General features: G+C 63.6%; 21 protein-coding genes and 2 tRNA genes. 8 read left to right on the top strand and 15 right to left on the bottom strand.

Annotated features, from left to right (window positions below; genetic code table 11):
* Window positions 1-22: 22 nt before the first annotated feature.
* On the bottom strand, window positions 23-1,042 hold the full coding sequence (gene nagZ, locus EN874_RS00850; RefSeq protein WP_127428105.1) for a beta-N-acetylhexosaminidase: 1,020 nt from the start codon (window positions 1,040-1,042) through the stop codon (window positions 23-25).
* A gap of 133 nt (window positions 1,043-1,175) precedes the next feature.
* Window positions 1,176-3,989: an SPOR domain-containing protein gene (locus EN874_RS00845; protein WP_245513396.1), complete on the bottom strand. Its 2,814-nt coding sequence runs from the start codon at window positions 3,987-3,989 to the stop codon at window positions 1,176-1,178.
* Here EN874_RS00845 and EN874_RS34205 point away from each other — a divergent pair.
* Complete coding sequence (locus EN874_RS34205) at window positions 3,888-4,910, top strand: hypothetical protein (protein ID WP_245513389.1); 1,023 nt, start codon at window positions 3,888-3,890, stop codon at window positions 4,908-4,910. The two genes, EN874_RS00845 and EN874_RS34205, sit on opposite strands and share 102 nt — an antisense overlap.
* Here the strand turns inward: EN874_RS34205 and argS are convergent.
* Window positions 4,894-6,651, bottom strand: a complete 1,758-nt coding sequence (gene argS / locus EN874_RS00840) for an arginine--tRNA ligase (RefSeq protein ID WP_127428103.1) — start codon at window positions 6,649-6,651, stop codon at window positions 4,894-4,896. The genes EN874_RS34205 and argS overlap by 17 nt on opposite strands.
* A gap of 61 nt (window positions 6,652-6,712) precedes the next feature.
* A complete protein-coding gene (locus tag EN874_RS00835) occupies window positions 6,713-7,930 on the bottom strand; it encodes a deoxyguanosinetriphosphate triphosphohydrolase (protein ID WP_127428102.1) in 1,218 nt (405 codons plus the stop codon).
* A 70-nt stretch (window positions 7,931-8,000) separates the two neighbouring features.
* Here EN874_RS00835 and erpA point away from each other — a divergent pair, with 70 nt between their 5' ends.
* The 4 genes from erpA to EN874_RS00815 all read left to right on the top strand — a co-directional run bounded on the left by erpA (window position 8,001) and on the right by EN874_RS00815 (window position 9,922).
* A complete protein-coding gene (erpA, locus tag EN874_RS00830; protein WP_127428101.1) occupies window positions 8,001-8,348 on the top strand; it encodes an iron-sulfur cluster insertion protein ErpA in 348 nt (115 codons plus the stop codon).
* 6 nt (window positions 8,349-8,354) lie between these two features.
* Window positions 8,355-8,747: a VOC family protein gene (locus EN874_RS00825; protein WP_127428100.1), complete on the top strand. Its 393-nt coding sequence runs from the start codon at window positions 8,355-8,357 to the stop codon at window positions 8,745-8,747.
* 7 nt (window positions 8,748-8,754) lie between these two features.
* The gene (gene xth, locus EN874_RS00820) at window positions 8,755-9,549 is read left to right on the top strand and encodes an exodeoxyribonuclease III (RefSeq protein WP_127428099.1); all 795 of its coding nucleotides are present in this window, start codon (window positions 8,755-8,757) and stop codon (window positions 9,547-9,549) included.
* A 79-nt stretch (window positions 9,550-9,628) separates the two neighbouring features.
* The gene (locus EN874_RS00815) at window positions 9,629-9,922 is read left to right on the top strand and encodes a hypothetical protein (protein ID WP_127428098.1); all 294 of its coding nucleotides are present in this window, start codon (window positions 9,629-9,631) and stop codon (window positions 9,920-9,922) included.
* Window positions 9,923-9,994: 72 nt separating this feature from the next.
* Here the strand turns inward: EN874_RS00815 and EN874_RS00810 are convergent, their stop codons facing one another.
* The 3 genes from EN874_RS00810 to EN874_RS00800 all read right to left on the bottom strand — a co-directional run bounded on the left by EN874_RS00810 (window position 9,995) and on the right by EN874_RS00800 (window position 14,062).
* On the bottom strand, window positions 9,995-10,822 hold the full coding sequence (locus tag EN874_RS00810) for a tetratricopeptide repeat protein (protein WP_127428097.1): 828 nt from the start codon (window positions 10,820-10,822) through the stop codon (window positions 9,995-9,997).
* Window positions 10,809-12,533, bottom strand: a complete 1,725-nt coding sequence (ilvD, locus tag EN874_RS00805) for a dihydroxy-acid dehydratase (protein ID WP_127428096.1) — start codon at window positions 12,531-12,533, stop codon at window positions 10,809-10,811. The genes EN874_RS00810 and ilvD overlap by 14 nt, the downstream gene beginning before the upstream one ends.
* 290 nt (window positions 12,534-12,823) lie before the next feature.
* The gene (locus tag EN874_RS00800) at window positions 12,824-14,062 is read right to left on the bottom strand and encodes an OmpP1/FadL family transporter (protein WP_127428095.1); all 1,239 of its coding nucleotides are present in this window, start codon (window positions 14,060-14,062) and stop codon (window positions 12,824-12,826) included.
* Window positions 14,063-14,152: 90 nt separating this feature from the next.
* On the opposite strand from EN874_RS00800, the gene EN874_RS00795 reads away from it, so the two are divergent.
* On the top strand, window positions 14,153-14,401 hold the full coding sequence (locus EN874_RS00795) for a hypothetical protein (RefSeq protein WP_128261482.1): 249 nt from the start codon (window positions 14,153-14,155) through the stop codon (window positions 14,399-14,401).
* Window positions 14,402-14,419: 18 nt separating this feature from the next.
* Here the strand turns inward: EN874_RS00795 and EN874_RS00790 are convergent, their stop codons facing one another.
* From EN874_RS00790 to EN874_RS00765, 6 genes are all read right to left on the bottom strand, one after another.
* The gene (locus EN874_RS00790; protein ID WP_127428093.1) at window positions 14,420-17,203 is read right to left on the bottom strand and encodes a valine--tRNA ligase; all 2,784 of its coding nucleotides are present in this window, start codon (window positions 17,201-17,203) and stop codon (window positions 14,420-14,422) included.
* 322 nt (window positions 17,204-17,525) lie between these two features.
* Entirely contained in the window at window positions 17,526-18,338 is an 813-nt protein-coding gene (locus EN874_RS00785) for a PopZ family protein (protein ID WP_127428092.1), read from the bottom strand.
* A 235-nt stretch (window positions 18,339-18,573) separates the two neighbouring features.
* Entirely contained in the window at window positions 18,574-19,968 is a 1,395-nt protein-coding gene (locus EN874_RS00780; RefSeq protein ID WP_127428091.1) for a TolC family outer membrane protein, read from the bottom strand.
* Between the two features lie 184 nt (window positions 19,969-20,152).
* The gene (locus EN874_RS00775) at window positions 20,153-20,827 is read right to left on the bottom strand and encodes a protein-L-isoaspartate O-methyltransferase (RefSeq protein WP_127428090.1); all 675 of its coding nucleotides are present in this window, start codon (window positions 20,825-20,827) and stop codon (window positions 20,153-20,155) included.
* Window positions 20,828-20,953: 126 nt separating this feature from the next.
* A tRNA-Cys gene (locus tag EN874_RS00770) sits at window positions 20,954-21,027 on the bottom strand.
* A 174-nt stretch (window positions 21,028-21,201) separates the two neighbouring features.
* On the bottom strand, window positions 21,202-21,462 hold the full coding sequence (locus EN874_RS00765) for a hypothetical protein (RefSeq protein ID WP_127428089.1): 261 nt from the start codon (window positions 21,460-21,462) through the stop codon (window positions 21,202-21,204).
* A gap of 217 nt (window positions 21,463-21,679) precedes the next feature.
* Here EN874_RS00765 and EN874_RS00760 point away from each other — a divergent pair.
* A tRNA-Asn gene (locus EN874_RS00760) sits at window positions 21,680-21,754 on the top strand.
* A 1,015-nt stretch (window positions 21,755-22,769) separates the two neighbouring features.
* Complete coding sequence (locus EN874_RS33540) at window positions 22,770-22,922, top strand: hypothetical protein (RefSeq protein ID WP_168247330.1); 153 nt, start codon at window positions 22,770-22,772, stop codon at window positions 22,920-22,922.
* 438 nt (window positions 22,923-23,360) lie between these two features.
* On the opposite strand, the gene EN874_RS00755 is transcribed toward EN874_RS33540, so the two are convergent.
* A complete protein-coding gene (locus EN874_RS00755; protein WP_127428088.1) occupies window positions 23,361-23,642 on the bottom strand; it encodes a hypothetical protein in 282 nt (93 codons plus the stop codon).
* A 295-nt stretch (window positions 23,643-23,937) separates the two neighbouring features.
* Window positions 23,938-24,371, bottom strand: a 434-nt coding sequence (locus tag EN874_RS00750; RefSeq protein ID WP_168247329.1) for a thermonuclease family protein, incomplete at its 5' end; no start/stop codon positions are given.

Below are 24,371 nucleotides of genomic sequence, written 5' to 3'. Positions count from 1 at the left end.
CTTGCCCTTCTATCCCTTCGGTTCAGGCCACCGCTTCGAAATAGGTGGCGAATTCCGCGCGTATCGCGCTTTCTTCGGCGACGTCGCGGCTCTTTATATAGGTTAGCGCCCGCTCCGCTCTCGCCAGGGACTTGCTTTCGAGCACCGTCGTACGCGACGCGATGCCGGACATTTCCTCGAAAACGCCGTTGCAGTGAAGGACGAGATCGCAGCCGGCCGCAAGGATCGAGGCAGCCTTTGTTGGGAAATCCCCAGAAAGTGCCTTCATCGAGGTGTCGTCGCTCATCAAGAGCCCGTCGAAGCCGATCTCGCCGCGGATCAGCTCGGCGACGACCTTGGCCGAGGTCGTCGCCGGATTGTCCGGGTCGACGGCGCTGTAGACGACATGCGCCGTCATCGCCATCGGCAGGTGGTTGAGCGCCTTGAACGGGGCGAAATCATGTTGCCGCAACTCGGCGAGCGGCGTGTCGACCGTCGGCAGCGCGAAATGCGTATCGGCAAAGGCTCGGCCATGGCCAGGAATATGCTTCATAACCGGCAGGACGCCGCCCGACATCAGGCCCTCGGCCGAAGCCTTGCCAAGGTCGATCACGGCATTGGGTTCCATGCCGTAGGCGCGCGCGCCGATGACATCGCTGGCACCCGCGATGGGGACGTCGAGCACCGGCAGGCAGTCGGCGGTGATGCCATGGCGCAGCAGATCGAAGGCGTGAAGTCGCGCGAGCAGCCACGCGGCGCGGCGGCCGGCCTCGCGATCGTCGCGCCAAAGCGCGCCAAGCGCGCCGCCTGCAGGATAGTTCGGCGCCAGCGGCGGCCGCAGGCGCTGCACCCGGCCGCCTTCCTGGTCGATGAAGACCGGAGCGTCCGGGCGTCCGACGCAGTCGCGCATCGAGGCGACCAGGTCGCGGATCTGCTCGGTCTCGCCGACATTGCGCGCGAACAGGATGAAGCCCCAGGGACGTTCGTCGCTGTAGAAACGGATTTCATCTTCAGTGAGGGATTTCCCGGCGCAGCCGAGGATCATGGATTTTGATTCGGTCATGAACGGAACCTTAGGCCTTTGGGACCGCAATGGGAATCACCCCTCCCCGCTGCCGCCTGAATGCCGGGAACGGTCCACAACGAAAAGCCGGCGCTGCCCCGCGGCGGCGCCGGCTTTGAATGGTTCAGCGCGATCAGCGCGACACGAAGCAGGTGCCGCCGGCCGCCTTGTAGCTGGTGCAAAGGTTGATCGCGTCATTGCGCGACTGCGCCGGCACGCGGACGCGGTAGAAAGTGCCCTTGCCGGCGATCTCCGCCTTGACGATGTTGGCGGTGCGCCCCGAGAGCACGCTGCCGTAGCGGCGCTGCAGGTCCTGGTAGGTCGACTGGGCGCTTTCGACCGTCGGCTGCGAAGCGACCTGCATCGACCACGAGCCGCCGCCTGCTGCCGCCGGATCGATGGAGGCGACCTTGTCGGGCTTGACCTCGCCAACGATGTCGACCGGCTGGTCGGAGGGGCGCGGCGGCGCCACCGGCACCTTCGCCGGCGTGTTGGCCGACTGGGCCTTGGCTTCAGCCTTCGGTGCGGCAGCGGGCTTCGCTGCCACGGCTGGCTTGGCGGTATCGCTCTGGTCGTCCGCGCCCTGATCGGCAGCCTGGTCGGTCGCCGGCGTCACGGTTCCCGTCGGTTGGGCATCGCCCTGTCCGGCCGCGGCGACGTGCTGTGGCGCCGGATCGGCCGGCTCGGTCGCCGCGACTTGCGGCGCAGGAGCCGGGTCCTCGCGAGGAACCAGCGAGCCGTCAGGCTTCACCATCATGGTCTTCACCTTGCGCGGCGCCACGGCGACAACATCGTTGCTGGTCCCCTTGTCGGCCTCCTGCAGCACCTGGGCGATGCGGTCCTCCGATTTCGGCGCCGGGACTGCCGGCTGTGTGCCTGCAGGCGCGGCGGCCTGGGCGGCAGCCGTCGCTGCCGAGTCTGGAGCCGGCGCTGCTGCATCCGGAGCCAGCGCTGCCGCGTCCGGAGCCGCTGCGTCGGAAGCCGGCGCTGCCGCCTTCGGACTGGCCGCCGCGTCGGTACCGGGCGCGGCATCGGTGTCGTCAGGCGAAAGGTCGACGATCCGGCTCTGCGGCGGTTCCTTCGACGCTACATCGATCGGTTCCTCGACATTGGTCACCAGCTTCTGCTGCACCGGTTCGGTGGACTTGGCCGTCCCACCCTTGGCCACGGCGTCATAGACCTTGCTGTCCTGGTTCGGCACCACCGTGCCGCCCGGGTTTTCCGGCTTGACCTTGATCGGCGAATTGTCGGCCTTCACGATCACGGGTGCCTCGCTGCCGCCCTTGCCGCCGAATGAGAAGGCGAGAGCGCCGAGGCCGCCGGCAATCACCGCTGCGCCGACAAGCGCGGCGACCATCAGATTGCGGCTGCGCGGCTTCGGGGCTTCGCGCTCGGCAAGGCCGGGCACAGTCATTGCCTCGTCGAGTTCGGGATCGTAGTCGAGCTCGTCTGCGGCGAAATCGTCCGCCTGAGAGACCGGACGGCTGCCGGGCAAATCATCGGCATCGAACGCGCTCGCGGCCGCGGCATAGGACGAGGCCGCAGGCGCGGCAGGCGTCTCGGCGCGCAGCTCGTGACGATCGTAGCCAGTCTTGAATCCGGCATTGTAGGAATCGTCGTCATAGCCCCGGCTCTGCACCGGGGCGGCCGCGATCTCGGTCGCGTTCATCTCGCTGAGCAGGCCGGCAAACTCGGCGTCGAGATCATCGTAGGCGGGTGCCGCCGGCTGATCCTCCTCGAAGCTGAGCTCCGGGATATCGAGATCGTCGGCCAGCGCCACGACGCGCTCCGGCACGTCGACCGTCTCGACATCGGGCATTTCTTCCTGATGGCGGGGCTGCGGCGCCGCGGCTGGCTTGGCGTAAGCGGAATAGTCCTTCGCCGGCTCGTCATGATAGGCCGGCGCCGCCATCTGCGGCGACGAAGCCGGTTTGGCGTAGGCCAAGTAGTCCTCCGCCGGCTCCTCACGATTGGCGGGAGCAGTCTTTTGCGGCGCCGAGGCCGTAGGCGGCTGCGGCGCGAACGACGCCTGCGTGGGCGCGGCGACCGGGGTCACCCTGCTCCACGACCGGGACGGCTCGGCCGCCGGCAGGTCCTGCTCGATGCCCCTGGCGAAAGCCGCATCGAAAGCCTCATCATCGAAATCGATGCTCGGTTCGGCGTCCTGTTCAGCCGCGAAGTCTTCGAAGCCCTGCCGGTCGAGTTCGCCGGCGAGCAGCGTATCGACATCGGCATCGGCAGGCTGGTCGGTCTGCTCGTTGCGCTCAGGCTTGTCCCCATCCAGATCCCAATCGAGATCATCGGCAGCAGCGGCCTGATCGCCCGTGTAGCTGGCCGGCTGCTGTGCCGGAGCGGATTCTTTGACGACTGAAACTGGGGCGACCGAAGCCGGGGCGACTGGGGCCTGAACGACCGGAATGGAAGCAACCGGGGCCGGCGCAACCGGAACGGGTCGCGCGGTCATGGCGCCGAGCAACGCGTTGAGTTCGTCTTCCAGGCTTCGCTCGCCAGCGGTCGCGGCGGGCTTGGCCGGCTCGACCGCCGCAACTGGCGGAACCGGAGCCGTCACGGCCTGAGCAGGCTCCTCGAAAGACGGCTCGGCTGCGGCGACAGGCTCGACAGCGGGAACTTCCGGTTCCTCGGCGTCGACCAAGTTGAGCTCGAAATCGTCTTCAAGGACCTGATCGGCCGCGGCCTCATGGTCGGCGACGGGTTCAGGCTCGACAGCGGGAGCCTCCGGCTCCTCGGCAAGGGCGTCACGGAAGCTGAGCTCGAGATCGTCTTCGAGGACCGGATCCGCCGCGGCTTCGTGGTCGGCCATGGGCTCCGGATCGGCGGTAGGTTCGTGATCGGCAGCGACATGCGCCGCTTCGATCGCCTGCGGCTCACTGTCATCGACCGACAGTTCCTGTTCCAGGATCAGGTCCTGCGGCTGATCGTGATCCATGTCGACGTCGGCCTGATCAAGCTGGGCCTCATCGGACTGGCCGTCGAAATCTTCGTCGGCGATCGGCCGGTCGGCAACGGCGTGAGCCTCGATCGGCTGAACGTCAGCGGTTTCGGGCTGCTCGATCTCACTGTCGTCGAACGCAAGCTCGTCCTCGAGCGACATCTGGACCGCGTTGTCGAAATCGGCATCGAACGCCGTCTCGGCCGCAGGCGCAGCGACTGCAGCCTCGACAACCTCAGGCGCGGCGGCGCCCTGGTTCGCGTCGGCCGCATCATCGTCGATCCGGAAGTCCTCATCCAGCGAGGCCGCCATTTCCCGGTCGATGGAAAGGTCATCCTGCAGCGGCGAGACTTCCAGGGAACTCACGACCGCCCTGTCGAAATCATCGTCCCTGCCGAAATCATCGTCCCTGTCGTCGGAGGTCGTGTCGGCGACCGGCTCCGGCGCACGGGGCGCGGCAAAATGAGCATGATCCGCTGCGTCGTCAAAAACAAAGTCCCGCTCGAAGGACGCGGCAATCTCATCGTCGGTGAGAGCAAAGTTGGCCGGCTTGTGCTGCATGGCCGGCGCGTCTTCCCCGACGGCGTCGAATTCGCCCATCATCTCCTTTTCGAGGTCGATATCGAAATCGGCCTCCTCCGCAGCCTGGTTTGCGGGTGGAGCCTTTGCGGCCGCTGGCGTCTGCGGCCTGACCGGCTGACGCGGGTCGAAACCCATGATCCGGGTCAGTTCCGCGAACGGATCGTCGTCGGCGATGTGGTTGCTTGCGGCTGCTTTCAGCTGGGTTCTGTCTGCCATTATTGTTCCCGAACTCGCACACAGTCGGACGCCATGGACGTCGCGCAGGGTTGGCCCTTACCAGCGCAATGTGGGCAAAAGGTGACAGGTTTTTTAGTCAAACCTAACGCATTTCGGTAGGCGCATCAGCTCCTATCAGCGTCAGGCCGGAAGTCAAAACATCCGAAACAGCCTGCACCAGCCCTAGTCTGGCATACGTCAATTGTGGGTCGTTAACCTTAACAAAACGTAAGTCCGGGTTGTCGGTGCCCCGATTCCAGTGTGCGTGGAAGCTGGACGCCAGATCGTAGAGATAGAATGCCAGCCGGTGCGGCTCCAGCGCAAGCGCCGCGGATTCAATCAGCCGTGGATATTCAGCCAGCTTACGGATGAGGCCGATCTCGCCCTCGTCAGTCAGCGACGCGACCGAGGCCACAAGCCGGTCGCGATCGAAATTCGCCTCGCCCAATTGCTCGCTTGCCTGCCGGAACACCGAATGGCAGCGCGCCGAGGCGTATTGGACATAAAACACGGGATTGTCCTTCGACTGCTCGGTGACCTTGGCGAAGTCGAAATCGAGCGGCGCGTCGTTCTTGCGGTAGAGCATCATGAAGCGGATCGGGTCGCGGCCGACCTCCTCCACCACGTCGCGCAGCGTGATGAAATCTCCCGACCGCTTCGACATCCTGACCGGCTCGCCGTCACGGAACAGCTTCACCAACTGGCACAGCAGAACGGTCAGCTTGACCGTGTCGCCGGCAACCGCGCGCGCCAGCGCTTCAAGCCGCTTCACGTAGCCGCCATGGTCGGCGCCGAGCACGTAGATGAGATCGACGAAGCCGCGCTCGACCTTGTCCTTGAGATAGGCGACGTCGGCGGCGAAATATGTGAACGAGCCGTCCGACTTCACCAGCGCCCGGTCCATGTCGTCGCCGACGGCGGTCGAACGGAACAGCGTCTGCTCGCGATCTTCCCAGTCGTCAGGCTTCTCGCCCTTGGGCGGCGGGAGCTTGCCCTTGTAGATGTGGCCCTTGAGCGTCAGGTCGGCGATCGCCGCCCGGATCTTCCTAGCATTGTCGGCATGCAGCGTGCGTTCGGAGAAGAACACGTCGTGATGCACATTGAGCAGCGCCAGATCCTCGCGGATCATCGCCATCATCGCGTCGACGGTGCGGTCCTTGACGATTGCCAGCGCTTCCTCTTCCGGCATTTCCAGCAGGCCGAGGCCGAACTCCTCGGCCAGCGCCTGGCCGACGGGGATCAGATAGTCGCCCGGATAGAGGCCGGGCGGGATCTCGCCAATGCCTTCGCCGAGCGCCTCGCGATAGCGCAGCATCGCCGAGCGGCCGAGCACGTCGATCTGCGAGCCGGCATCGTTGATGACGTATTCCTTGGTCACGTCGTAGCCGGCGAAGGCCATCAGATTGGCCAGCGTGTCGCCGACGACGGCGCCGCGGCAATGACCGACATGCATCGGGCCGGTCGGATTGGCCGAGACATATTCGACATTGGCCTTGCGGCCGCCGCCGATCCTGGAGCGGCCATAGTTGCGGCCCTCGCCGAGCAGCGCCGCCAGATGCGCCTGCCAGAACCCGTCCTTGAGCCTCAGATTGACGAAGCCCGGCCCGGCAATGTCGGCGGACGCGATATCGGTATCGGCGCGCAGCGCTTCGGCCAGCTTTTCCGCCAAAGCGCGCGGGTTCTGGCCGGTGGGCTTCGCCAGCACCATCGCCGCATTGGTGGCAAGGTCGCCGTGGCTCGCGTCCCGCGGCGGCTCGACCGCGATGCGCGACAGGTCCAGCGCTCCGCCGTCCTTGTCTTTCAGATCAAGGGCTTCGACAGCTTTTACGATCCGCGCGTTGAAATCGGCGAAGATATTCATTGGTGTGCTCTGGGCTTTAAAGAGGCGACCGGCTGCTTGGCCGGCAAAATCGTGGCTCGCCCTAGCTCAAATCGGGCGTATGGTCAAACAGACGCCTGTGCTCCTTCAGCGCATAGGTGTCGGTCATGCCGGCCAGGAAATCGGCGACGCTGCGCGCCTTGATGCGATCCTCGGCTCTGTCGAGCCCTTCGCGCCAGCCGTCCGGCATGGCTCGCGGGTCGGCGAAATAGACATCGAACAGGTCGCGCACGATCTTTTCGGCGTCGGCCCGCACGCGCATTACTTCCGCGTGCCGATAGAGATGCTTGTAGAGAAAGGCCTTCAGCTCCTTTTCGGCTGCAGCCATGCCTGCGGAGAAGGTCACCAGCGTCTCGCCCGCCGCCCTCACCGCATCGGCGCTGTCCGGCTTGAGGCGCTCGATATTGGCCTTGGCCGATGCAATGACGTCCTCCACCATCAATGTGATCTGCCGGCGCATCAGCTCGTGGCCGGTGCGGACGTCGTCGAGCCGCGGATAGCGGGCGCGCACGCCCTTCAGGATCGAACCCGGCAGGCCGACTTCCTCGAGCATGTCGAGCGTCAGGAAACCGGCGCGCAGGCCATCGTCTATGTCATGCGTGTTGTAGGCGATGTCGTCGGCGATCGCGGCGCACTGCGCCTCGATGCCGGCGAAGCGGTCGAGCTCGAGGTCGTGCAGTTCGGAATAGTCGCGGATCGCCTGCGGCACGGGCCCTTTCAAGCCCCTTCCGCTGTCGTCGGTCAGCGGCCCGTTGTGCTTGACCAGCCCTTCCAGCGTCTCCCAGGTGAGGTTCAACCCGTCGAACTCGGCATAGCGCCGCTCGAGGCGCGTGACGACGCGCAGCGACTGCGCGTTGTGGTCGAACCCGCCCCAGCCGGCCATTTTCTCGTTCAGCGCCTCCTCGCCGGTGTGGCCGAAAGGCGTGTGGCCGAAATCATGCACCAGGGCGACCGCTTCGGCGAGATCCTCGTCGCCGCGCAGCGCCCGCGCCAGGGCACGCGCGATCTGCGCCACCTCGATCGAATGCGTCAGCCTGGTTCGATAGTGATCGCCCTCATGCGCGACGAACACCTGCGTCTTGTGCTTCAGCCGGCGAAAGGCGGTGGAATGGATGATGCGGTCGCGGTCGCGCTGGAACGGCGTGCGCGTCGGACTTTCCGGCTCGTCGAACAGCCGGCCGCGCGACTGCGCAGGATCGCTCGCATAGACAGCGCGCGGCCGGTAGCCGAATCCGATATCGCCGAGAGCATCCTTGCCCATTCGCCCACCAGTTGACTTGCCCCCGCCCGCTTCATACCTATCATGGGAAACCGAAAGCAAGGTGACGCCGATGGGCGCGGATGCCAAGACTACCATGAAGGTCGAGATGACCGAAGCGGCCGCGAAGCGGATCGCCAGGATTCTGTCCGGCGAACCGGGCAAGACGGCTCTGCGCGTTTCCGTCGAAGGCGGTGGCTGCTCCGGCTTTTCCTACAAGTTCGATCTGGTCGAAGGGGCGAACGACGGCGACGTCGCCATCGAGAAGGATGGCGCGACGATCCTGATCGACGACCTCTCGCTGGTCTATATGGGCGGGTCGGTGATCGACTTCGTCGACGACCTGATGGGCCAGTCCTTCCAGATCAGGAACCCGAACGCCGTCGCGTCCTGCGGCTGCGGCACCAGTTTCTCCATCTGATTTCCGATGCGAGCGATCGGCGCGGTCCGCCAGGTCGCGCTCTCGGCTGGCCGTGATCTCGATACGACGCTGGCCTTCTGGCAGGACGTGCTCGGCATGAGCGTGCATGCGCGCTACGATCCGCCGGGCATTGCCTTCATCATGGCCGGCGGCGTGCGGCTGTTCTTTGGCGACGGCGTGCCGCCCGGCACCGTCTATCTCGACATCGCCGGCCTCGAGGCCTTCCATGGCGAAGCGAAGGCCGCCGGCGTTCCTTTCACCGCGCCGCCGACGCTCGTCCATCGCGACACCGAGGGCCAGTTCGGTGCGGCGGGGGAAAGCGAATGGACGGCCTTTCTAAAGGACCCCGCAGGCAATACGATCGGCCTCGTCGAGCGACTTGCGCCGGAAGAGCATTGAGGTCCCAATGAAGATCGTCACCTGGAACATCAACGGCGTCCGCGCGCGCATCGGCAACCTCACCCACTGGCTGACCGAGAGCGCGCCGGACATCGTCTGCCTGCAGGAGATCAAGACGCTCGACGATCAGTTCCCGCGCGCCGAGATCGAGGCGCTTGGCTACAATGTCGAGACCAACGGCCAGAAGAGCTTCAACGGCGTCGCGCTCCTGTCGAAGCTACCCTTCGACGAAGTCAATCGCGGTTTGCCCGGCGACAATGCCGATGACCACGCGCGCTTCATCGAAGGCGTCTTCTCGACCGACAAAGGGTCCTTGCGCGTCGCTTCGCTCTATCTGCCGAACGGCAATCCGATCGACGACGAGAGGAAATTTTCCTACAAGCTGTCGTGGATGGCGAGGCTCGAACGCTGGGCGCAAGAACGGTTGAGGCTCGAGGAAGCGCTGGTGCTCGCGGGCGACTACAACGTCATTCCCGAGCGCGCCGACGCCAGGTTCCCCGAGAACTGGCTCGGCGACGCGCTGTTCCAGCCGCAGACGAGGCAGGCCTTCCGCCGGCTGAAGAACCTCGGCTTCACCGAGGCCGTTCGCGCCGTCACCGATTCGTCCGATGTCTATACCTTCTGGGACTATCAGGCCGGCGCCTGGCAGAAGAACAACGGCATCCGCATCGACCATCTGTTGCTGTCGCCCGAAGCCGCCAACCGCTTTTCCTCGGCCTCGGTCGAGAAACACGTGCGCGCCTGGGAAAAACCCTCCGACCACGTGCCGGTGGCGATCGATCTCGACCTGCAGCCGGCCTGAAGGCGCTGCCTACCGACCCTCGCCGATCCCTGATATCGCCATAAATCGCGCGTTGGATGCGGATTGTTGCGGGGGTTCGATGGTGATCCGATCTGTTCTTTGCCCGATTGGCCTTGCGCTGGCGTTCGCCGTGCCGGCGCCGGCGTTCGCGGCCCCGGAGTGCCTTGCCAACGGCAAATCCTTCAAGGTCGGTGAGACGGCCTGTCTGACCGTTGCCGGCGAAAGCCACCTCGCCCGCTGCGACATGGTTCTCAACAACACGTCCTGGACGAAGATCAAGGACGAGTGCCCCGGGGATATCCCAAAACTCCACCCCACATCGATCTCGACGCCGCCCCCAAGCACAGCGCCGACAGAGCCGACCGATAACTAGAGCAATTCCAGGAAAAGTGCGTAGCGGTTAGGCTCGGCGACTCCTCTTGAGGAGGAGATTGGCAGCCGCTGCCTACTGGTCGCCGTTGTTGCCTTTGGTCAGGATGTCGTCGGCCAGCGAAATCGCCGTGCGGCGGTCGGCTTCGCCGGCGGCGGCGAAGGCCTCTTCCTGCATGCTGCGGATCCAGGGCTGGTCGGCCGGCGGAGCGCGCTCGAGCGCGGCCGTCATCATGGCCAGCCCGCGCACGACTTTGCCGCTCTGGAACAGGAGATTGCCGAGCGTCGCCTGCGCGCCGGCATGGCCTTTTTCGGCTGCCAACTGCAGCCAGCGCCCGGCCTGCTTGACGCTGGCCTTCACGCCGCCCTCGCCCTTCAAGAACATCTGGCCGATCTCGAACTGGGCGTTCGGGTTGCGGTAATTGGCGGCAGCGCGCATGTAGTATTCCTGCGCCGCAACCTCGTTTTCTTCGACCGGGCTGCCCGGGATGCCTTTGCGCAGATAGTCGCCGAGCGCGACAAGCGCGTCCGAGACATAGCTTTCCTCCGGCGAGCCGGGCTCGACATCCTGGTCGACGATCTCCGAGAAGAACTTGAAAGCCGCATAGTCGTCGCGCGTCACGCCGTCGCCTTCGGCATACATGCGCGCAAGCTTCCAAGTGGCGCCGATCTGGCCGTTCTCGGCGGCATATTTATAGGCCTCGACCGCCTGGTCCTTGTGGCCGTTCTTGTAGGCGGAGAAGCCGAACTGGAACACCGCCCACGGGCTCGACTGCGGCTTCACGCCGGTCTTGTCGTCGAACACCTTGTCGTCGAAGGCCATGGCCTGCCCGACGGCGCCCAAGGTCGCAACCGCGACCAGTGCCGAAAAGACAGACGACCTCAACACCTCAAATGTCCGCATAGCAGTGTGTTTCTTTCGCACCGCCCGGATGGGTGACCGCGCCGTCGCGGGCCGACCCTACGGTCTGCGCATATTTCCAGATCGCGCCGGACTGATAGTCGGTCTTGCGCGCCTTCCAACTCTTTGCCCGTGCCGCCAGCTCGGCATCGGACAGAGCCACCTCGATCGTGCCCTTCACGGCATCGATCGAGATCACGTCGCCATTCTTGATGAGCCCGATCGGACCGCCGACCGCCGCCTCCGGCCCGACATGGCCGATGCAGAAGCCACGCGTAGCACCGGAAAAACGCCCGTCCGTGATCAGCGCCACCTTGCCGCCCATGCCCTGGCCGTAGAGCGCCGCCGTCGTCGACAGCATCTCGCGCATGCCCGGACCGCCGCGTGGCCCCTCGTAGCGGATGACGAGAACCTCGCCTTCCCGGTAATTGCGCTGCGTGACCGCTTCGAAGCACTCCTCTTCCGAATCGAAGCAGCGCGCCGGGCCCGAGAATTTCAGCTCCGACATGCCGGCGACCTTCACGATCGCGCCTTCGGGGGCAAGGTTGCCCTTCAAGCCCACAACGCCGCCCGTCTTGGTGATTGGCCGATTGGCGGGACGCACAACATCCTGGCTGTCATTCCAGGCAACGTGCTCCATGTTTTCGGCCAAAGTGCGGCCAGTGACCGTCATGCAGTCGCCGTGCAGATAGCCATGATCGAGCAGCGTCTTCATCAGGAGCGGAATGCCGCCGGCCTCGAACACGTCCTTGGCGACATATTTGCCGCCGGGCTTGAGGTCGGCGATATAAGGCGTCTTCTCGAAGATCGCCGCCACGTCGAAGAGGTCGAACTTGATGCCGGCCTCATGCGCGATCGCCGGCAGGTGCAGCGCCGCGTTGGTCGAGCCGCCGGTGGCCGACACGACGGTCGCGGCATTCTCCAGCGCCTTGCGGGTGACGATGTCGCGCGGCCGGATGTTTTTGGCGATCAGCTCCATGACCTTTTCGCCGGAGGCGAAATTGAAGCGGTCGCGCATCTCGTAGGGCGCCGGTGCGCCGCAGGAGTAGGGCAAGGCCAGGCCGATCGCCTCGGCGACCGTCGCCATGGTGTTGGCGGTGAACTGGGCGCCGCAGGAACCCGCCGACGGACAGGCCGCCTGCTCGATCTCGAGCAGTTCGTCATCGCCGATCGCGCCGACAGAATGCTGGCCGACCGCCTCGAACACGTCCTGCACGGTGATCTGCCGGCCGCGATAGCTGCCGGGCAGGATCGAGCCGCCATAGATGAAAATCGACGGCACGTTGAGCCGCACCATCGCCATCATCATGCCGGGCAGCGACTTGTCGCAGCCGGCAAGCCCGACCAGCGCGTCATAGCAATGGCCGCGCATGGTGAGCTCGACCGAATCGGCGATCACCTCGCGCGACACCAGCGAAGACTTCATGCCCTGGTGGCCCATGGCGATGCCGTCGGTAACGGTGATGGTGCAGAATTCGCGCGGCGTGCCGTTGGCGGCCGCCACGCCCTTCTTGACCACCTGCGCCTGGCGCATCAGCGAGATGTTGCAGGGAGCCGCCTCGTTCCAGCAGCTGGCGACGCCGACCAGCGGCTGCGCGATCTCGGCCGCCGACAATCCCATGGCATAGAGATACGAGCGATGCGGCGCGCGCGCCGGACCAACGGTCACGTGGCGGCTGGGCAGCTTGGCCTTGGAGATTGCCTTGGCGTCCATACTCGTCCTTGCCGCACACCCCGCGGCCCGCCCCATCGCCGGGCCAACCTGGCACGCATCCCGAGACCTATTCGAGTTGCTCCGGGTTTATGGCGGGAAATGGGCAGTTCCCTCGGCAAGACTTCTAGCGCGGGGGTTGTTCATAAACTGTTGCTGAAACGTCACAATCGTGAGGGGCGCCAGCTGTGACACCAACCTGCAACAGCGCGTCGGTCGGTCAGCCCGGACAGCCGATTGCCCAACAAAAAAGGCCGGGCGATGCCCGGCCATTTTCCTGAATTTTCAGTCCCTTAGAACTTGATCTTCACGCCGCCGGAAAGCGCGGTGACCAGATCGTTGCCGAAGTCGTAGCTGACCTCCGTGCCGGCCTGGTAGCCGTTCTCGCCATTCACTATCCCCGAATGACCGCTGGTCATGACGCCGATCGCGCCGGCGAGGCGAACTTCGATGTTTGGCCGCGGAGTATAGGCAACGCCGCCACCAAAGGTCCAGGTATCGGTCTGCGAGCCATAGCCATGGGACGTGCCACGGTCCCAACTGAGCTGGCCGGCAGCGCTCCATTGATCGTTGAACTTGTGGCCGATGCCTCCAGAAACCGTCCAGCCGTCACGATACATCAAATCCAGCGATGTAATCTGTTGCGAACCAGACGCGGCGTTGCCGGTGAAGCAGAGCGACGAAGGAACACCCACCGGGCAGATCGGGACGCTTTGCAACGTGCTCCAATTAACCCACTTGATCGAACCGAAGGCAAGCCAGCCCGGCGCGATGCCGGACTGAAGTTTCAGTTCCACCACATCCGGCATGTACTGGATCGAGCCGTAGATCGGGATCACGCCCACGCCGACGTTCGTCAAGTCCAGCGTGCCCTCGATATTGTCGAGCTTGACCTTCGAGTTGTAGACGAGGCTAGCGCGCAGCGCGATGTCGGGGATTTCATAGGCGATGCCGGCACGCCAGCCCCAGCCGCTGCTCGTCAAATCGACCCGGCCAGTGCCCGCGAAGTTGGGCACCAGCGGCGACACCAAATCCTCCTTGAAACCGTAGACCTTCTGGTAGAAGACACCGCCGATGAAGCGAAGCTGGCCTTTGCCGGCGTCCATCTTGTAGGAGCAGGTCGCCCCGTAGCTGTCGCTTTTGATATCGGTTTCCATATTGGACTGGGCGCCGGCCCAGAGACCGGGTGTCGTATGCGCCCCCCAAGGCTGCGAATAGTCGACCATGCAGTCGACGCCCTGGACGATCTGGGCCTTCGCGCCGATGCGCGGCACCCAATAGTCCGCGCTTTCATTCGTCGAGCTGCCGAGAGCAGTGATGTTGCCATCGAGCGGGTTGGTGTCCACTCCGTTCTTGAGCTTGCGGTTCGGCATCACATAGGTTGCCTCCGCTTCCGTGGCGAACGGCGCCGGATCGAACAGCAGATCGATATCGTAACCGCCGCGCTCTATGCCGCCGGCATGCGCCGCTCCGACCAGAGCTAACGAAAAGCACCCCGCGCCCAGCAGTGCTTTGAGCCGCAAAATATTCATGGAGTCCCTCCCCGAAATACCAGTGAGGCAAGCTAGAACCAATTCGGGTTAACGGCGCAACTACGAATTCAAGAGTTGTACACGTACAGCTTGACAGCTCGCATTTTTGCCATGGTACCCGGCCGCGAAATCGAGCCTGATCGCGGCTTAACAGGCATTGAATGGCAGGAAAAAGCTGCAAAAACCTTTCAATACGCCCAAAAACAGGCCATTTCGGGAGAAATAGGCCCCATTGTTACATTATGGCAACAATGGGGCCGAAACTTTCCGTTTACGTCAAAATTAACGCTGCGGAATGCCTATTTTCGAGGCAACGAAGCCCCTTTAAGCGGCTCCTGAACACACGAATCTTGGCCCTTAGCCGGCGTCGCGAACCCTGGTCAGCGCGACCGAAAGTTTCTCTTGCGCCTCGCGATATTCGGCAAGCTTTTCGCGCTCGGCCTCGACCACCTCTTCGGGCGCGTTGGCAACGAATTTCTCGTTCGCAAGCTTCTTGTGCAGGCGGGCGATCTCCTCGGTCACCTTGGCCAGTTCCTTCTGCAGCCGCGCGGCTTCGGCCGCAAGGTCGATCAGGCTGCCGAGCGGCAGGCAGACGGTGGCTTCGTTGAGGACGATCTGGGCCGAGCCCTTGGGCGGCGCTTCCGCCAGCGATATGTTGCCGACGCGCGCCAGGCGCTTGATGGCCTGGTCGTGGCGTTCGAGCCGCTCGCGTGTCACGGCGTTGGCGCCGATCACCGCCAGGGGTGCGATCGCCGCCGGCGGCACGTTCATTTCAGAGCGAACCGAGCGGATGCCGGAAACGAGATCGACCAGCCAGTTGATGTCGGCGGCCGCGTCGTCGTCCTCGAAATCGGGCGACGGCCAGGCGGCGTGGCAAAGCAGCGAGGCGCGTTCCTTGCCTTCGCCGGCGGTCTGCGCCCACAGCTCCTCGGTCATGAACGGCATCATCGGATGGAGCAGCTTGTAGATCTCGTCGAGCACGAAGGCGACGCAGGCCCGGCTCTCCGCCTTGGCGGCCTCGTCCGTGCCCATGAACACCGGCTTGAGCAGTTCCAGATACCAGTCGCAGAAGAGGTTCCACACGAACCGGTATGCGGCGCCCGCCGCCTCGTTGAAGCGATAGCTGGTGATGCCCTCGGTGATCGCGCGCGCCGCCCGCGTCAGCTCCGTCAGGATCCAGCGGTTGACCGCGAGCCTGGCGTCGTTCAGCCAGAAATCGTCGTTGCGCGCGACCTCGTTCATTTCGGCAAAGCGCGTCGCGTTCCAGAGCTTGGTGCCGAAATTGCGGTAGCCGGCGATGCGCGCCGGGTCGAGCTTCACGTCGCGCCCCTGCGCCGCCATCACGGTCAAGGTGAAGCGCAGCGCATCCGCGCCGTACTCGTCGATCAGATCGAGTGGGTCGATGACGTTGCCTTTCGACTTCGACATCTTCTGCCCGTTCTTGTCGCGCACGAGCGCATGGACATAGACGGTATGGAACGGCTCCTCGTCCATGAAATGCAGGCCCATCATCATCATGCGGGCCACCCAGAAGAAGATGATGTCGAAGCCGGTCACCAGCACATCGGTCTGGTAGTAGGTCTTCAGCTCCGGCGTACGGTCGGGCCAGCCGAGCGTCGAGAACGGCCACAGCGCCGAGGAAAACCAGGTGTCGAGAACGTCCTCGTCGCGCGACAGGATCTCGCCCGGCTGGAAATTCTCCAACTTGTCCTCGACCCATGCCTTCCACGGACCTTCCAGCGCCAGATAATATTCGATCGCCGCGGCAAGCGCCTCTTCCTCGGTCTTCTCGACGAAGACGCGCCCGTCCGGCCCATACCAAGCCGGAATCTGGTGACCCCACCACAGCTGCCGCGAGATGCACCAGGGCTGGATGTTCTCCATCCAGTCGAAATAGGTCTTCTCCCAGTTCTTCGGCACGAAGTTGGTACGGCCCTCGCGCACCGAGGCGATGGCCGGCTTGGCGAGTTCGGCCGCGTTGACATACCACTGGTCGGTGAGGAACGGTTCGATCGGCACGCCGCCGCGGTCGCCATGCGGCACCGTGTGGCGATGCGGCTCGACCTTTTCCAGGAAGCCGCCGGCTTCCATCAGCTCGACGACCTTCTTGCGCGCCGTGAAGCGGTCCAGCCTGTCGAGCTCGTCCCAGACGGCCTGGCGCTCCGGCGTCACCTCGAGACCGGCGAGGAAGTCCTCGTTGTCCTTGAGCTTGATGTTGGCTTCGACCGTCAGGATGTTGATCGCCGGCAGCTTGTGGCGCTTGCCGACCTCGAAGTCGTTGAAGTCATGCGCCGGCGTGATCTTGACCGCGCCTGTGCCTTTCTCCGGGTCCGAATATTCATCGGCGACGATGGGGATCCGCCGGCCGACGATCGGCAGGATGACATTCTTGCCAACCAGGTCGCGAAACCGTTCGTCGTCTGGATGCACGGCCACCGCAGTGTCGCCGAGCATGGTTTCGGGGCGCGTCGTGGCGACGGTGATGAATGTCTTCGGGTTCTCAGGGTCGAACGCCGCGCCTTCGACCGGATAGCGGAAATGCCAGAGATTGCCATTGACCTCGTGCTGCTCGACCTCGAGATCGGAGATGGCCGTCAACAGCTTCGGATCCCAGTTCACAAGGCGCTTGTCCTTGTAGATCAGGCCTTCCTTGTAAAGCGTGACGAAGACCTCCAGCACCGCCCTGGACAGGCCCTCGTCCATGGTGAAACGCTCCCGGCTCCAGTCGGCCGAGGCGCCGAGCCGCTTCAGCTGGTTGAAGATCGCGCCGCCGGATTCGGCCTTCCACTCCCAGACCTTTTCGATGAACTCCTCGCGCGTCAGGTCGCGGCGGTGGATCTGCCTTTCCATAAGCCGGCGCTCGACCACCATCTGCGTGGCGATGCCGGCATGATCCATGCCGGGCTGCCACAGCACATTCTTGCCGCGCATGCGCTCGAAGCGCACCAGTATGTCCTGCAGCGTGTTGTTGAGCGCATGGCCCATATGCAGCGAGCCGGTGACGTTCGGCGGCGGGATGACGATGGTGAAGGCTTCCGCTCCTTCCTCGGCGCCGGCGCCGGCGCGGAAAGCGTCGGCCTCTTCCCAGATTTTGGCGATCTTCGGCTCGACGGTCTTGGCGTCGTAGGTTTTATCAAGCATGGAGGAAGTCCGAACTGTCGGGAACAAGCGTCCGCTGTAAATCGGAAGCTCTTGGCCGAGTCAACCGCGAGAAGGATAGGCCCACCTCGCCCAGATAGGCTTGCCGCGATCGGCGGCAATCCCATCGCTTATCGCAAATCGATCCTAAAGCGCGGCGCGATCTTTCGGATTCGCTCTACGCGCTTTGGATTTTTGATCTTACGCATGTCCTTGTCCCGAAGCCGGTTCCCACTTTCGGGAGACATGCTTTAGGGCCGCATGTTCCGGAAAACGAAAGCGCCGTCCGGTGGCGGCGGATTTCACCTTGAACGGTTCAGCGAAATCATTGCGCGCCGCGGGCCACGCGCTCGATTTCCTCGCGCACCAGCCGTTCGACCAGCGTCGGCAGGTTGTTGTCGAGCCAGTCCTGCAGCATCGGCCGCAGCATCTCCTCGGCCATCTCGTCGAAGGTCTTTTTGCTGCGGCTGGCGAAAGCATCCGAAAGCTCGCCGAACGCCGCCGCGACCTGACGGCCCGCATGCTCGGACAGGATCGCCGGCCGCCCCGGCGGGGCGTCGACCGAGGATGGCCCTGAACCCGTGCCGGTCGTCGTGGCTTCGATAGGTGGCGGGGCAAGATCCTCCTCGTCGATCTCGACTTCGGGCGCAACCTCCGGCTCGCGGGTTGGCGCCTTCGCCTTGACGGAGCTTCCGCCGACGGCGGCGATCTCGCGCCGCCAGTCGGCAACAATGCTATCGGCGCTTTGCGGCGCGCTTGCAACGCCCCCCGCAACCGCCGGCGTGTCGGCCTCGGCGGCGACCCTGGCCCCGACTTCCGCCAGGGTGGTGAGCGATGGCGCGGCCTTCACGGGTTCGGGACGCGGCTCGGCGCGCGCGGGCGCCGGATCGGACGCCGCAAGCTGGGCCTGTATCTCCGCCAGACTCACCGGCTTCCTGGGAGCGGATTCCGCATTCAGCTCGGAACGGAAGGCGTCAACATCAGCGGTCGGCGCCGCCGGCTGGAGGTCCTGCCGCAGGTCATCGCTGTCCGCCGCCGGCTGCTTGCGGCCGGTATCGCTGTCCTCGATGATCCTCCGGATGGAAGCAAGTATCTCTTCCATCGAGGGTTCGCGCTGTGCGCTGCTTGCCGTCGCCATCGTCACATCCGCCGCCCTTGTGACCCATTGCAGATTTCGATTTCGGCCGGGCCGGAATTCGAATCAATGGCAACAGCGTAACCGACCGATCGCCATCCGAGAATCCCCAATCTGGGGAGACGTTGGATTTCAACAGATTAGCGGCCTCCACTGCCGGCAGCCGGACGGTCGACTTTCAAATGCAAAAGCGCCGCGCATCCGTCGGACACGCGGCGCATTTGGAATTAAAAAAGGATCAGCGGCCGTCCGGCGTGCGCAGCCCGATCCACTTGTCCTTGACGGCGTTGTAGTGCTCTTCCGGCTTGTACTTCGTGACCGCCAGGCCGAGCCGGTCGGCCGAAAGGCGGCCGATGGCCGACAGGATGGCGTAGCTCGCCACTACGACATCGCGCTCGGAGCTGGCCTGGTTGATCTTGGCGGTGATGACGGCGTTCTGCGCGTTGAGCACGTCGAGCGTGGTCCGCTGGCCGACATTGCGCTCCTCGATGACGCCGTTGAGCGCCAGCTGCGCGGCGGCGATCACCTGACGGTTGGCATCCACGCTTTCACGCGCAGCGGTGTATTGCGTCCACGCCGAGGCCACCGCCTGGCGCACCTGGTCACGGCTGACGTCGACCTCGATGCGCGCCTGGCTGAGCGATTCCTTCGATTGGCGAACCAGAGCCGAGGTGCGGCCGCCCGAATAGATCGGCACGGTGAGCGTGGCGCCGATATTGGCCGAATTGGTCGTCCCTTCAGACGAGGACGACGCAAAAACGCCGGGCGTGGTGTTGCGGTACTGGCTCGAAATTCCGGCACTGGCGGAAAGCTGCGGCAAAAGCGCCCCTTCAGCCGATTTCACCGAAAACGCCGCGGCGTCTACGAGATGCTCGGTGGCAAGGATGGCCGGATGCTCGGCAGCGGCAATGGTGAAGGCCGAATCGAGGCTGCCCGGCAACAGCTTCCCTACCGGCGCGGCCGCCTTGAGCCTGCCCGGCTCGTCGCCGACGATTTGGTGGTAGGTAGCCGCACTGGCCAGCGCCGTCGCGCGGGCTGCGCTAAGCTGAGCCACGGCCGTGGAGCGCGAGGCGTCGGCCTGCGCGACGTCCGTGCGCGTACCCTCGCCGACCTCGAAGCGCGACCGTGCGGCACGCGCCTGCTCGGTCAGGAACTGCAGGTTCTGTTCGGTCAGCACCGCGATCTGGCGATCGCGGATCACATCCATGTAGGCGCTGGCCGCGTTGAACAGGATGTTCTCCTCGGTGTTGCGCAAACTCTCTTGCGAGGCGCTGACCTGCGCCTCCGCGGCAGCGACATTGTTCTTGGTCTGGAAACCGTCGAACAGCGTCTGGTCGATCTCAACCCCGAAGTTGCCTGTGGTTATGTTTAAGGTTTGACCCAGGCTGTTGGAGTGGCTGCTTGTGTAGTCGATGCTTGCCGATCCCTTGATCGTCGGGCGGTAACCCGACTTGGCGATAGCCACGCCCTCGTCGGTGACACGGGTGCCGGCGCGGGCGGAGTTCAGCTGCGAGTTGTATTGATAGGCCTTGGCGAGCGCGCCGGTAATCGTTTCGGCGGATGCGGCCAGCGGCGAAAGCGCGGTCGCCGAAACAAGCATGGCTGTTAGAAAAGTCTTGCGTAGGGGCGGCACGTATTATCCCTCATTCGTTTTGCATGGGAACCACGCCACGCCAGCCCACCCCTTCGGATCGGCCCGCGCCGCGCAATTTCTCGTTCCCCCGCTGACTGCCCCCGAAAACCCTGGAAAGCAAATCAGCAACGATTGTTCAAGCGCAAGCGATCATGACCACGCCTTCGCTGCAAGGCAAAATCGCTTAAAATTCGAACGCATGGACACGTTCGAAGCCCGGTAGTGGCTTAATTGCCGCATTAAATGCCCGTCTTCCGGTTACAACCCCCCCGGCCTTGAAAAATAGCCGGGCCACGCCGGAGTTGCCCTGGCCTTCGACCACAACCAGCCGCCCGTCCTCGGCGAGTTGGTCGAGCAGCGCCGCCGGCACCTCCTCGACGCTGCCGCCAATGAAGATGACATCATAGGGCGCCTTCGCGGCATGACCCTGCGGCAACGGCCCGGTCACCACCGTCACGTTCTGGCAATCCAGCGCCGACAGCGTCGACTTCGCTGCCTCGGCCAGCGCCGGATCGCTTTCCAGCGCAACCACCGATTTTGCGATTCGGGAGAGCAGAGCGGCCGAATAGCCGGTGCCGCAGCCGACATCGAGCACCGAATCGCCGTCGCTGATTTCGGCCAGCTGCAAAAGCTTGGCGAGCGGCGACGGTTCCATCATGTAGCGGGCGCCGCCGCCGTTGACGCCGCCGGAAACACGGATGTCCTCGTCGATATAGGCCAGGTCCTGCTGCCCGGCGCCGACAAAAGCCTCGCGCGGCACCGACAGCATGGCTTCAATCAGCGGCGCGCTGGTCACGTCGGTGGTGCGGATCTGGCCATCGACCATCTTCACGCGGCGTTCGGAGAAATCAGCGTTCATGTTCCAACCAACCCGCTTTCCGCGCCCAATTCGCTACCCGCGGCCAATGCAATTCTCAGGCAAAGTCCGCAGGCAAATTCGACCGGAACCTGGCGCTCCGGCGCGACAGCGCCGGAGTCCGGGCATTGGAGGCCTCGCCCGGAATCGAACCGGGGTGCAAGGATTTGCAGTCCTCTGCGTAACCACTCCGCCACGAGGCCTTCCATGCTCCCGGCGTTCCGAGCGAACTCATTATGTTGGCCGTTAAAGGTCGTCAAGCGCCGGCAAGTCATTCCCGGCGCTTTCCATACGTCATCCAAGACAGTGGTTGCCAATCGCTTGCCGCAGGTCCCGACGGTGCCGCCGGAGCTCGCCGGCCGCCTCCAGGCAGGCTCTCAATCCGGCCGCCGCCGGCGTTGCCACCAGACGACGAAGCGCCGCCGGTGGCGACGCACCAGCGCGAATTCGTAGGACAGCACCAGCAGGCCCAGAGGAACCATCCAGAAACCCAGAATCGGCAGGAAGCCCAGAATCCCGCCGATGGTGAGCAGCACGCCGATCGCGATCCGCAATCCCCGCGAGCGCGGCATCGTGAACTCGCGGCCGAATACCGTGATCTTGCGCGCCGGGCCGTTATCGTCGTCAGTTGCCGTCATTCAAAACCAATCCCGTCTGCAATGGCCGAGGCCATAGCTACCAAAGGCGACAACCGGCCGCTTTGTTCCGTGCCGGTGTGAAGCGGTTCATATGTGGGCACGCCGAAACGATGCCACAAATGGCCGCACGAAAAACTGGAGAAAAATTACGAATTGCTGCTTTGCAAAGCCGAAAGGTGTTTGCTATAGGCTGCGCCACTCACATCAGAGCCTCCGTTCCCCGGTAGCTCAGTGGTAGAGCAACCGGCTGTTAACCGGTTGGTCGCTGGTTCGAATCCGGCCCGGGGAGCCAACAGCCATTGATTTCATTACATTTTTCGAGGCAATCGGGAATCTTCCCCGCTTTCCCTCCCCGCTTTTGGCGCCCGTGAAGAAGGCCGCCGGCTAGGCCGTCACCGCCCCAGTTGATATCGCCCTTTGCATTGGCTGCAGGCGTAGCGACTCATATCATCTTCGTCCTCAATGGCCTCAAGCGTCGATGGCTTGTTCCATAAAATGTGACAGGCCGGACACATAGGTGAACCGTCTGTGACCGGTTCGAATGTGCGCCGTCGCCCGTCGGCAAAACTGAGGTGCTTGATACGCTCCGCAGTCCGGTTCGCGATTTCGACTAGCGCACCGTGGAGGGGCAACTTTGAACCGTGCACATACATTTTGGGCTCCTGTTTGTGACTGCGGATCGAACTAGCGATCCGCGGAATCACATCATATGGGGCGCGCCTGCCGAAAAAAGTCTGCGCGAGTGCATGAAAAAGCCCGCCTCCCTTTCGAGAGACGGGCCTTTTTGCCGGCACGCCGGTCGGGGGGATTGACTAGCTGCCTCGGCAAATCAACCCGCAACTGCCTTGATACCAGAGCGGACACTCTGCGCACCGCGCTCCGCCAGGTTCGTTAGCTGTGGCCGTGAGCACCCACGTCGTTTCTTCATCACAGTCGTCAAAAGTACGAAGCACTCTATACAGAAGCTCGCCGCTCAGCAGTGCGGCGCGCTCCAAAACAATTCCGTTTTCCTCGTCACTTATTCTTACGCACTGTCCGACGACCAACTCCACATCGCCGGTCCCACCCAAAGTCATTTCCATTTCAAACCCCCGCATGAAGCGCCGTTATTGGCGCAAGGGTAGTTTGCGACGGTTTCGCAGTGAAAGTCAAACCGCTATAGCAACCGCTTTAGTAACGGTAAGTAAAGCAGTAATTTGCCGTTAAATCGGTAAAGCGGCACGTGGCGAAAACGCCTAACTATTCTCCTCTAGACTCCAACGTTGTTCTGTGGAATCCATCTAACGTCTCTTTGCGCGAGAAAACAGATGGAACGCACCTTCGATGAACTCGCTCGCATTCTAACAGCGCCGCGCCGCCACTTCCCGTACGGCGCCATCCTGCTACGCCTGGCTGAAAGCCTCGCTGCGGGCTTCGCGATCGGGGTGGGGATTGCGGTGGTACGCGCGCTGGCTGGATAGCGGCGCCGCGTGCTAATCTGCGCAATGGCAAAGGATGAGTTCCAGGCAAACTGGCGTGGTGCCCGCAAGTATCAATTCGACGAGGAAGCGCGCCGAAAGCAGGCCGCGCTGGATCGTAAGTATTCCTCCGCCGCGGACCACGACGCAAAGATCGGCCCCTGGTCACGGCCTGACAAGATCGAGTTGCCGCCTGCGCCTGCGCCTCCTCCTGTGGAGCCACCCGTTCAACCCCAGCCAAAGCGACGACGGCGGCTCCTAGTCACTCTCCTAATCGCAACCATCGCTTTGGTTATAGGGTACGTTTCGCCGCTCCTTTTCGAACGGCCACAGGTTCTCTCACCGATTGAGCCTCAGAGCACGGAGCCTCAGAGCGGCACCCAAGAATTGCCAGCGAAGGTGTCCCTCCCAACGAAAAGGCCCCACAAATAGTTTCGGTGGCTATGGACAAGGCGTCCAGCCCTTCCGCTTGTCCGGCGTCCTGGCATGGTTGGTGAAATGGAGGTTCCGATCGTCGCGGCCGGCTGCCCGGCACTCGTGGCAGAAGATCATCTTGATCAGGTCGTAGTGCATTGACCCATGATCCGGACCTAGCCGCTTGACCAGAGCAGCGACGTCGAGGACAGCGTTGCGCTTGCATGTGAGGCAGTCGACCGACAGGCCTGTGTCGGCCTCGAGCTTCTTGCCGAGTGTGTCTTCTGTGAAGGGGAATTTCATTGTCATGGCGATCCTCGCGAAATGGGGGTCGCCGCACCGAGGAGGATTGTATTCCTGATCTCCGATCGCTTGCCAAGGGCTTACGCGATCACACCATATCCTTTTGAGGTAGATATTAGCTATCTTGCATATGCGGCGGACCATGGTTCGCCAGACCGGCGCCAGGGCCCAGGCAATTCTCCCAACGAGAAGGCGCCGGTCACCTTAGCCCGCCGCGCGGGTGTGGGGGCACACCCAGCGGCGGGCTATCGGCCCGTCGGCGGCCGAATATCGATGAGTGAGCGCACTGCGGCGATAGCAGCTATGGACGTCCACCCCTTCTATATTCGCCTGGATCGATAAAGGTCCCTGCCCATAAGTTACGTTTGGCAATGCGGGCTTCGCGCTCTTCGGCAAGGTATCGAGTGTCGGCTACCGCCAATCCGTGTTTCACGAGGTCGCGTCCGAGATCGATGCCTCCCACGAAGCAGACGCCGACATCGTTGTCATAACGGTCCTTGCCTTCGATGATGCAGGATACACCCCCTGAGGCTATAAGATGCTGAATGTGGTCACGCGCATATTTGCCGCAGGGCCAGATTTTGTCAGCGGCATCAAAACACGGCTGCGAAAGTTCGGGGGCATCGATACCGAGCAACTGAACTCGTTTCTTGTCATGCCACAGCGTGTCGCCGTCATGAGCAAACCAATGCTCTACTGCCGACACGGGGCCACAGGTGAGCATGAAGGCGAGCG

The organism is Mesorhizobium sp. M1D.F.Ca.ET.231.01.1.1, assembly GCF_003999155.2.
GTDB lineage: Bacteria > Pseudomonadota > Alphaproteobacteria > Rhizobiales > Rhizobiaceae > Mesorhizobium.
Note: the sequence above shows the minus strand (reverse complement) of the source record. Positions and strands in the feature narration are given on the sequence as shown.

What these genes read in the sequence shown, in the direction of transcription:
- nagZ (WP_127428105.1), bottom strand. Translation starts at nt 1,042, where the DNA reads ATGACCGAATCAAAATCCATGATCCTCGGCTGCGCCGGGAAATCCCTC.
- EN874_RS00845 (WP_245513396.1), bottom strand. Translation starts at nt 3,989, where the DNA reads ATGGATCACGATCAGCCGCAGGACCTGATCCTGGAACAGGAACTGTCG.
- argS (WP_127428103.1), bottom strand. Translation starts at nt 6,651, where the DNA reads ATGAATATCTTCGCCGATTTCAACGCGCGGATCGTAAAAGCTGTCGAA.
- EN874_RS00835 (WP_127428102.1), bottom strand. Translation starts at nt 7,930, where the DNA reads ATGGGCAAGGATGCTCTCGGCGATATCGGATTCGGCTACCGGCCGCGC.
- erpA (WP_127428101.1), top strand. Translation starts at nt 8,001, where the DNA reads ATGGGCGCGGATGCCAAGACTACCATGAAGGTCGAGATGACCGAAGCG.
- EN874_RS00825 (WP_127428100.1), top strand. Translation starts at nt 8,355, where the DNA reads ATGCGAGCGATCGGCGCGGTCCGCCAGGTCGCGCTCTCGGCTGGCCGT.
- xth (WP_127428099.1), top strand. Translation starts at nt 8,755, where the DNA reads ATGAAGATCGTCACCTGGAACATCAACGGCGTCCGCGCGCGCATCGGC.
- EN874_RS00815 (WP_127428098.1), top strand. Translation starts at nt 9,629, where the DNA reads ATGGTGATCCGATCTGTTCTTTGCCCGATTGGCCTTGCGCTGGCGTTC.
- EN874_RS00810 (WP_127428097.1), bottom strand. Translation starts at nt 10,822, where the DNA reads ATGCGGACATTTGAGGTGTTGAGGTCGTCTGTCTTTTCGGCACTGGTC.
- ilvD (WP_127428096.1), bottom strand. Translation starts at nt 12,533, where the DNA reads ATGGACGCCAAGGCAATCTCCAAGGCCAAGCTGCCCAGCCGCCACGTG.
- EN874_RS00800 (WP_127428095.1), bottom strand. Translation starts at nt 14,062, where the DNA reads ATGAATATTTTGCGGCTCAAAGCACTGCTGGGCGCGGGGTGCTTTTCG.
- EN874_RS00790 (WP_127428093.1), bottom strand. Translation starts at nt 17,203, where the DNA reads ATGCTTGATAAAACCTACGACGCCAAGACCGTCGAGCCGAAGATCGCC.
- EN874_RS00785 (WP_127428092.1), bottom strand. Translation starts at nt 18,338, where the DNA reads ATGGCGACGGCAAGCAGCGCACAGCGCGAACCCTCGATGGAAGAGATA.
- EN874_RS00775 (WP_127428090.1), bottom strand. Translation starts at nt 20,827, where the DNA reads ATGAACGCTGATTTCTCCGAACGCCGCGTGAAGATGGTCGATGGCCAG.
- EN874_RS00765 (WP_127428089.1), bottom strand. Translation starts at nt 21,462, where the DNA reads ATGACGGCAACTGACGACGATAACGGCCCGGCGCGCAAGATCACGGTA.
- EN874_RS33540 (WP_168247330.1), top strand. Translation starts at nt 22,770, where the DNA reads ATGGAACGCACCTTCGATGAACTCGCTCGCATTCTAACAGCGCCGCGC.
- EN874_RS00755 (WP_127428088.1), bottom strand. Translation starts at nt 23,642, where the DNA reads ATGACAATGAAATTCCCCTTCACAGAAGACACACTCGGCAAGAAGCTC.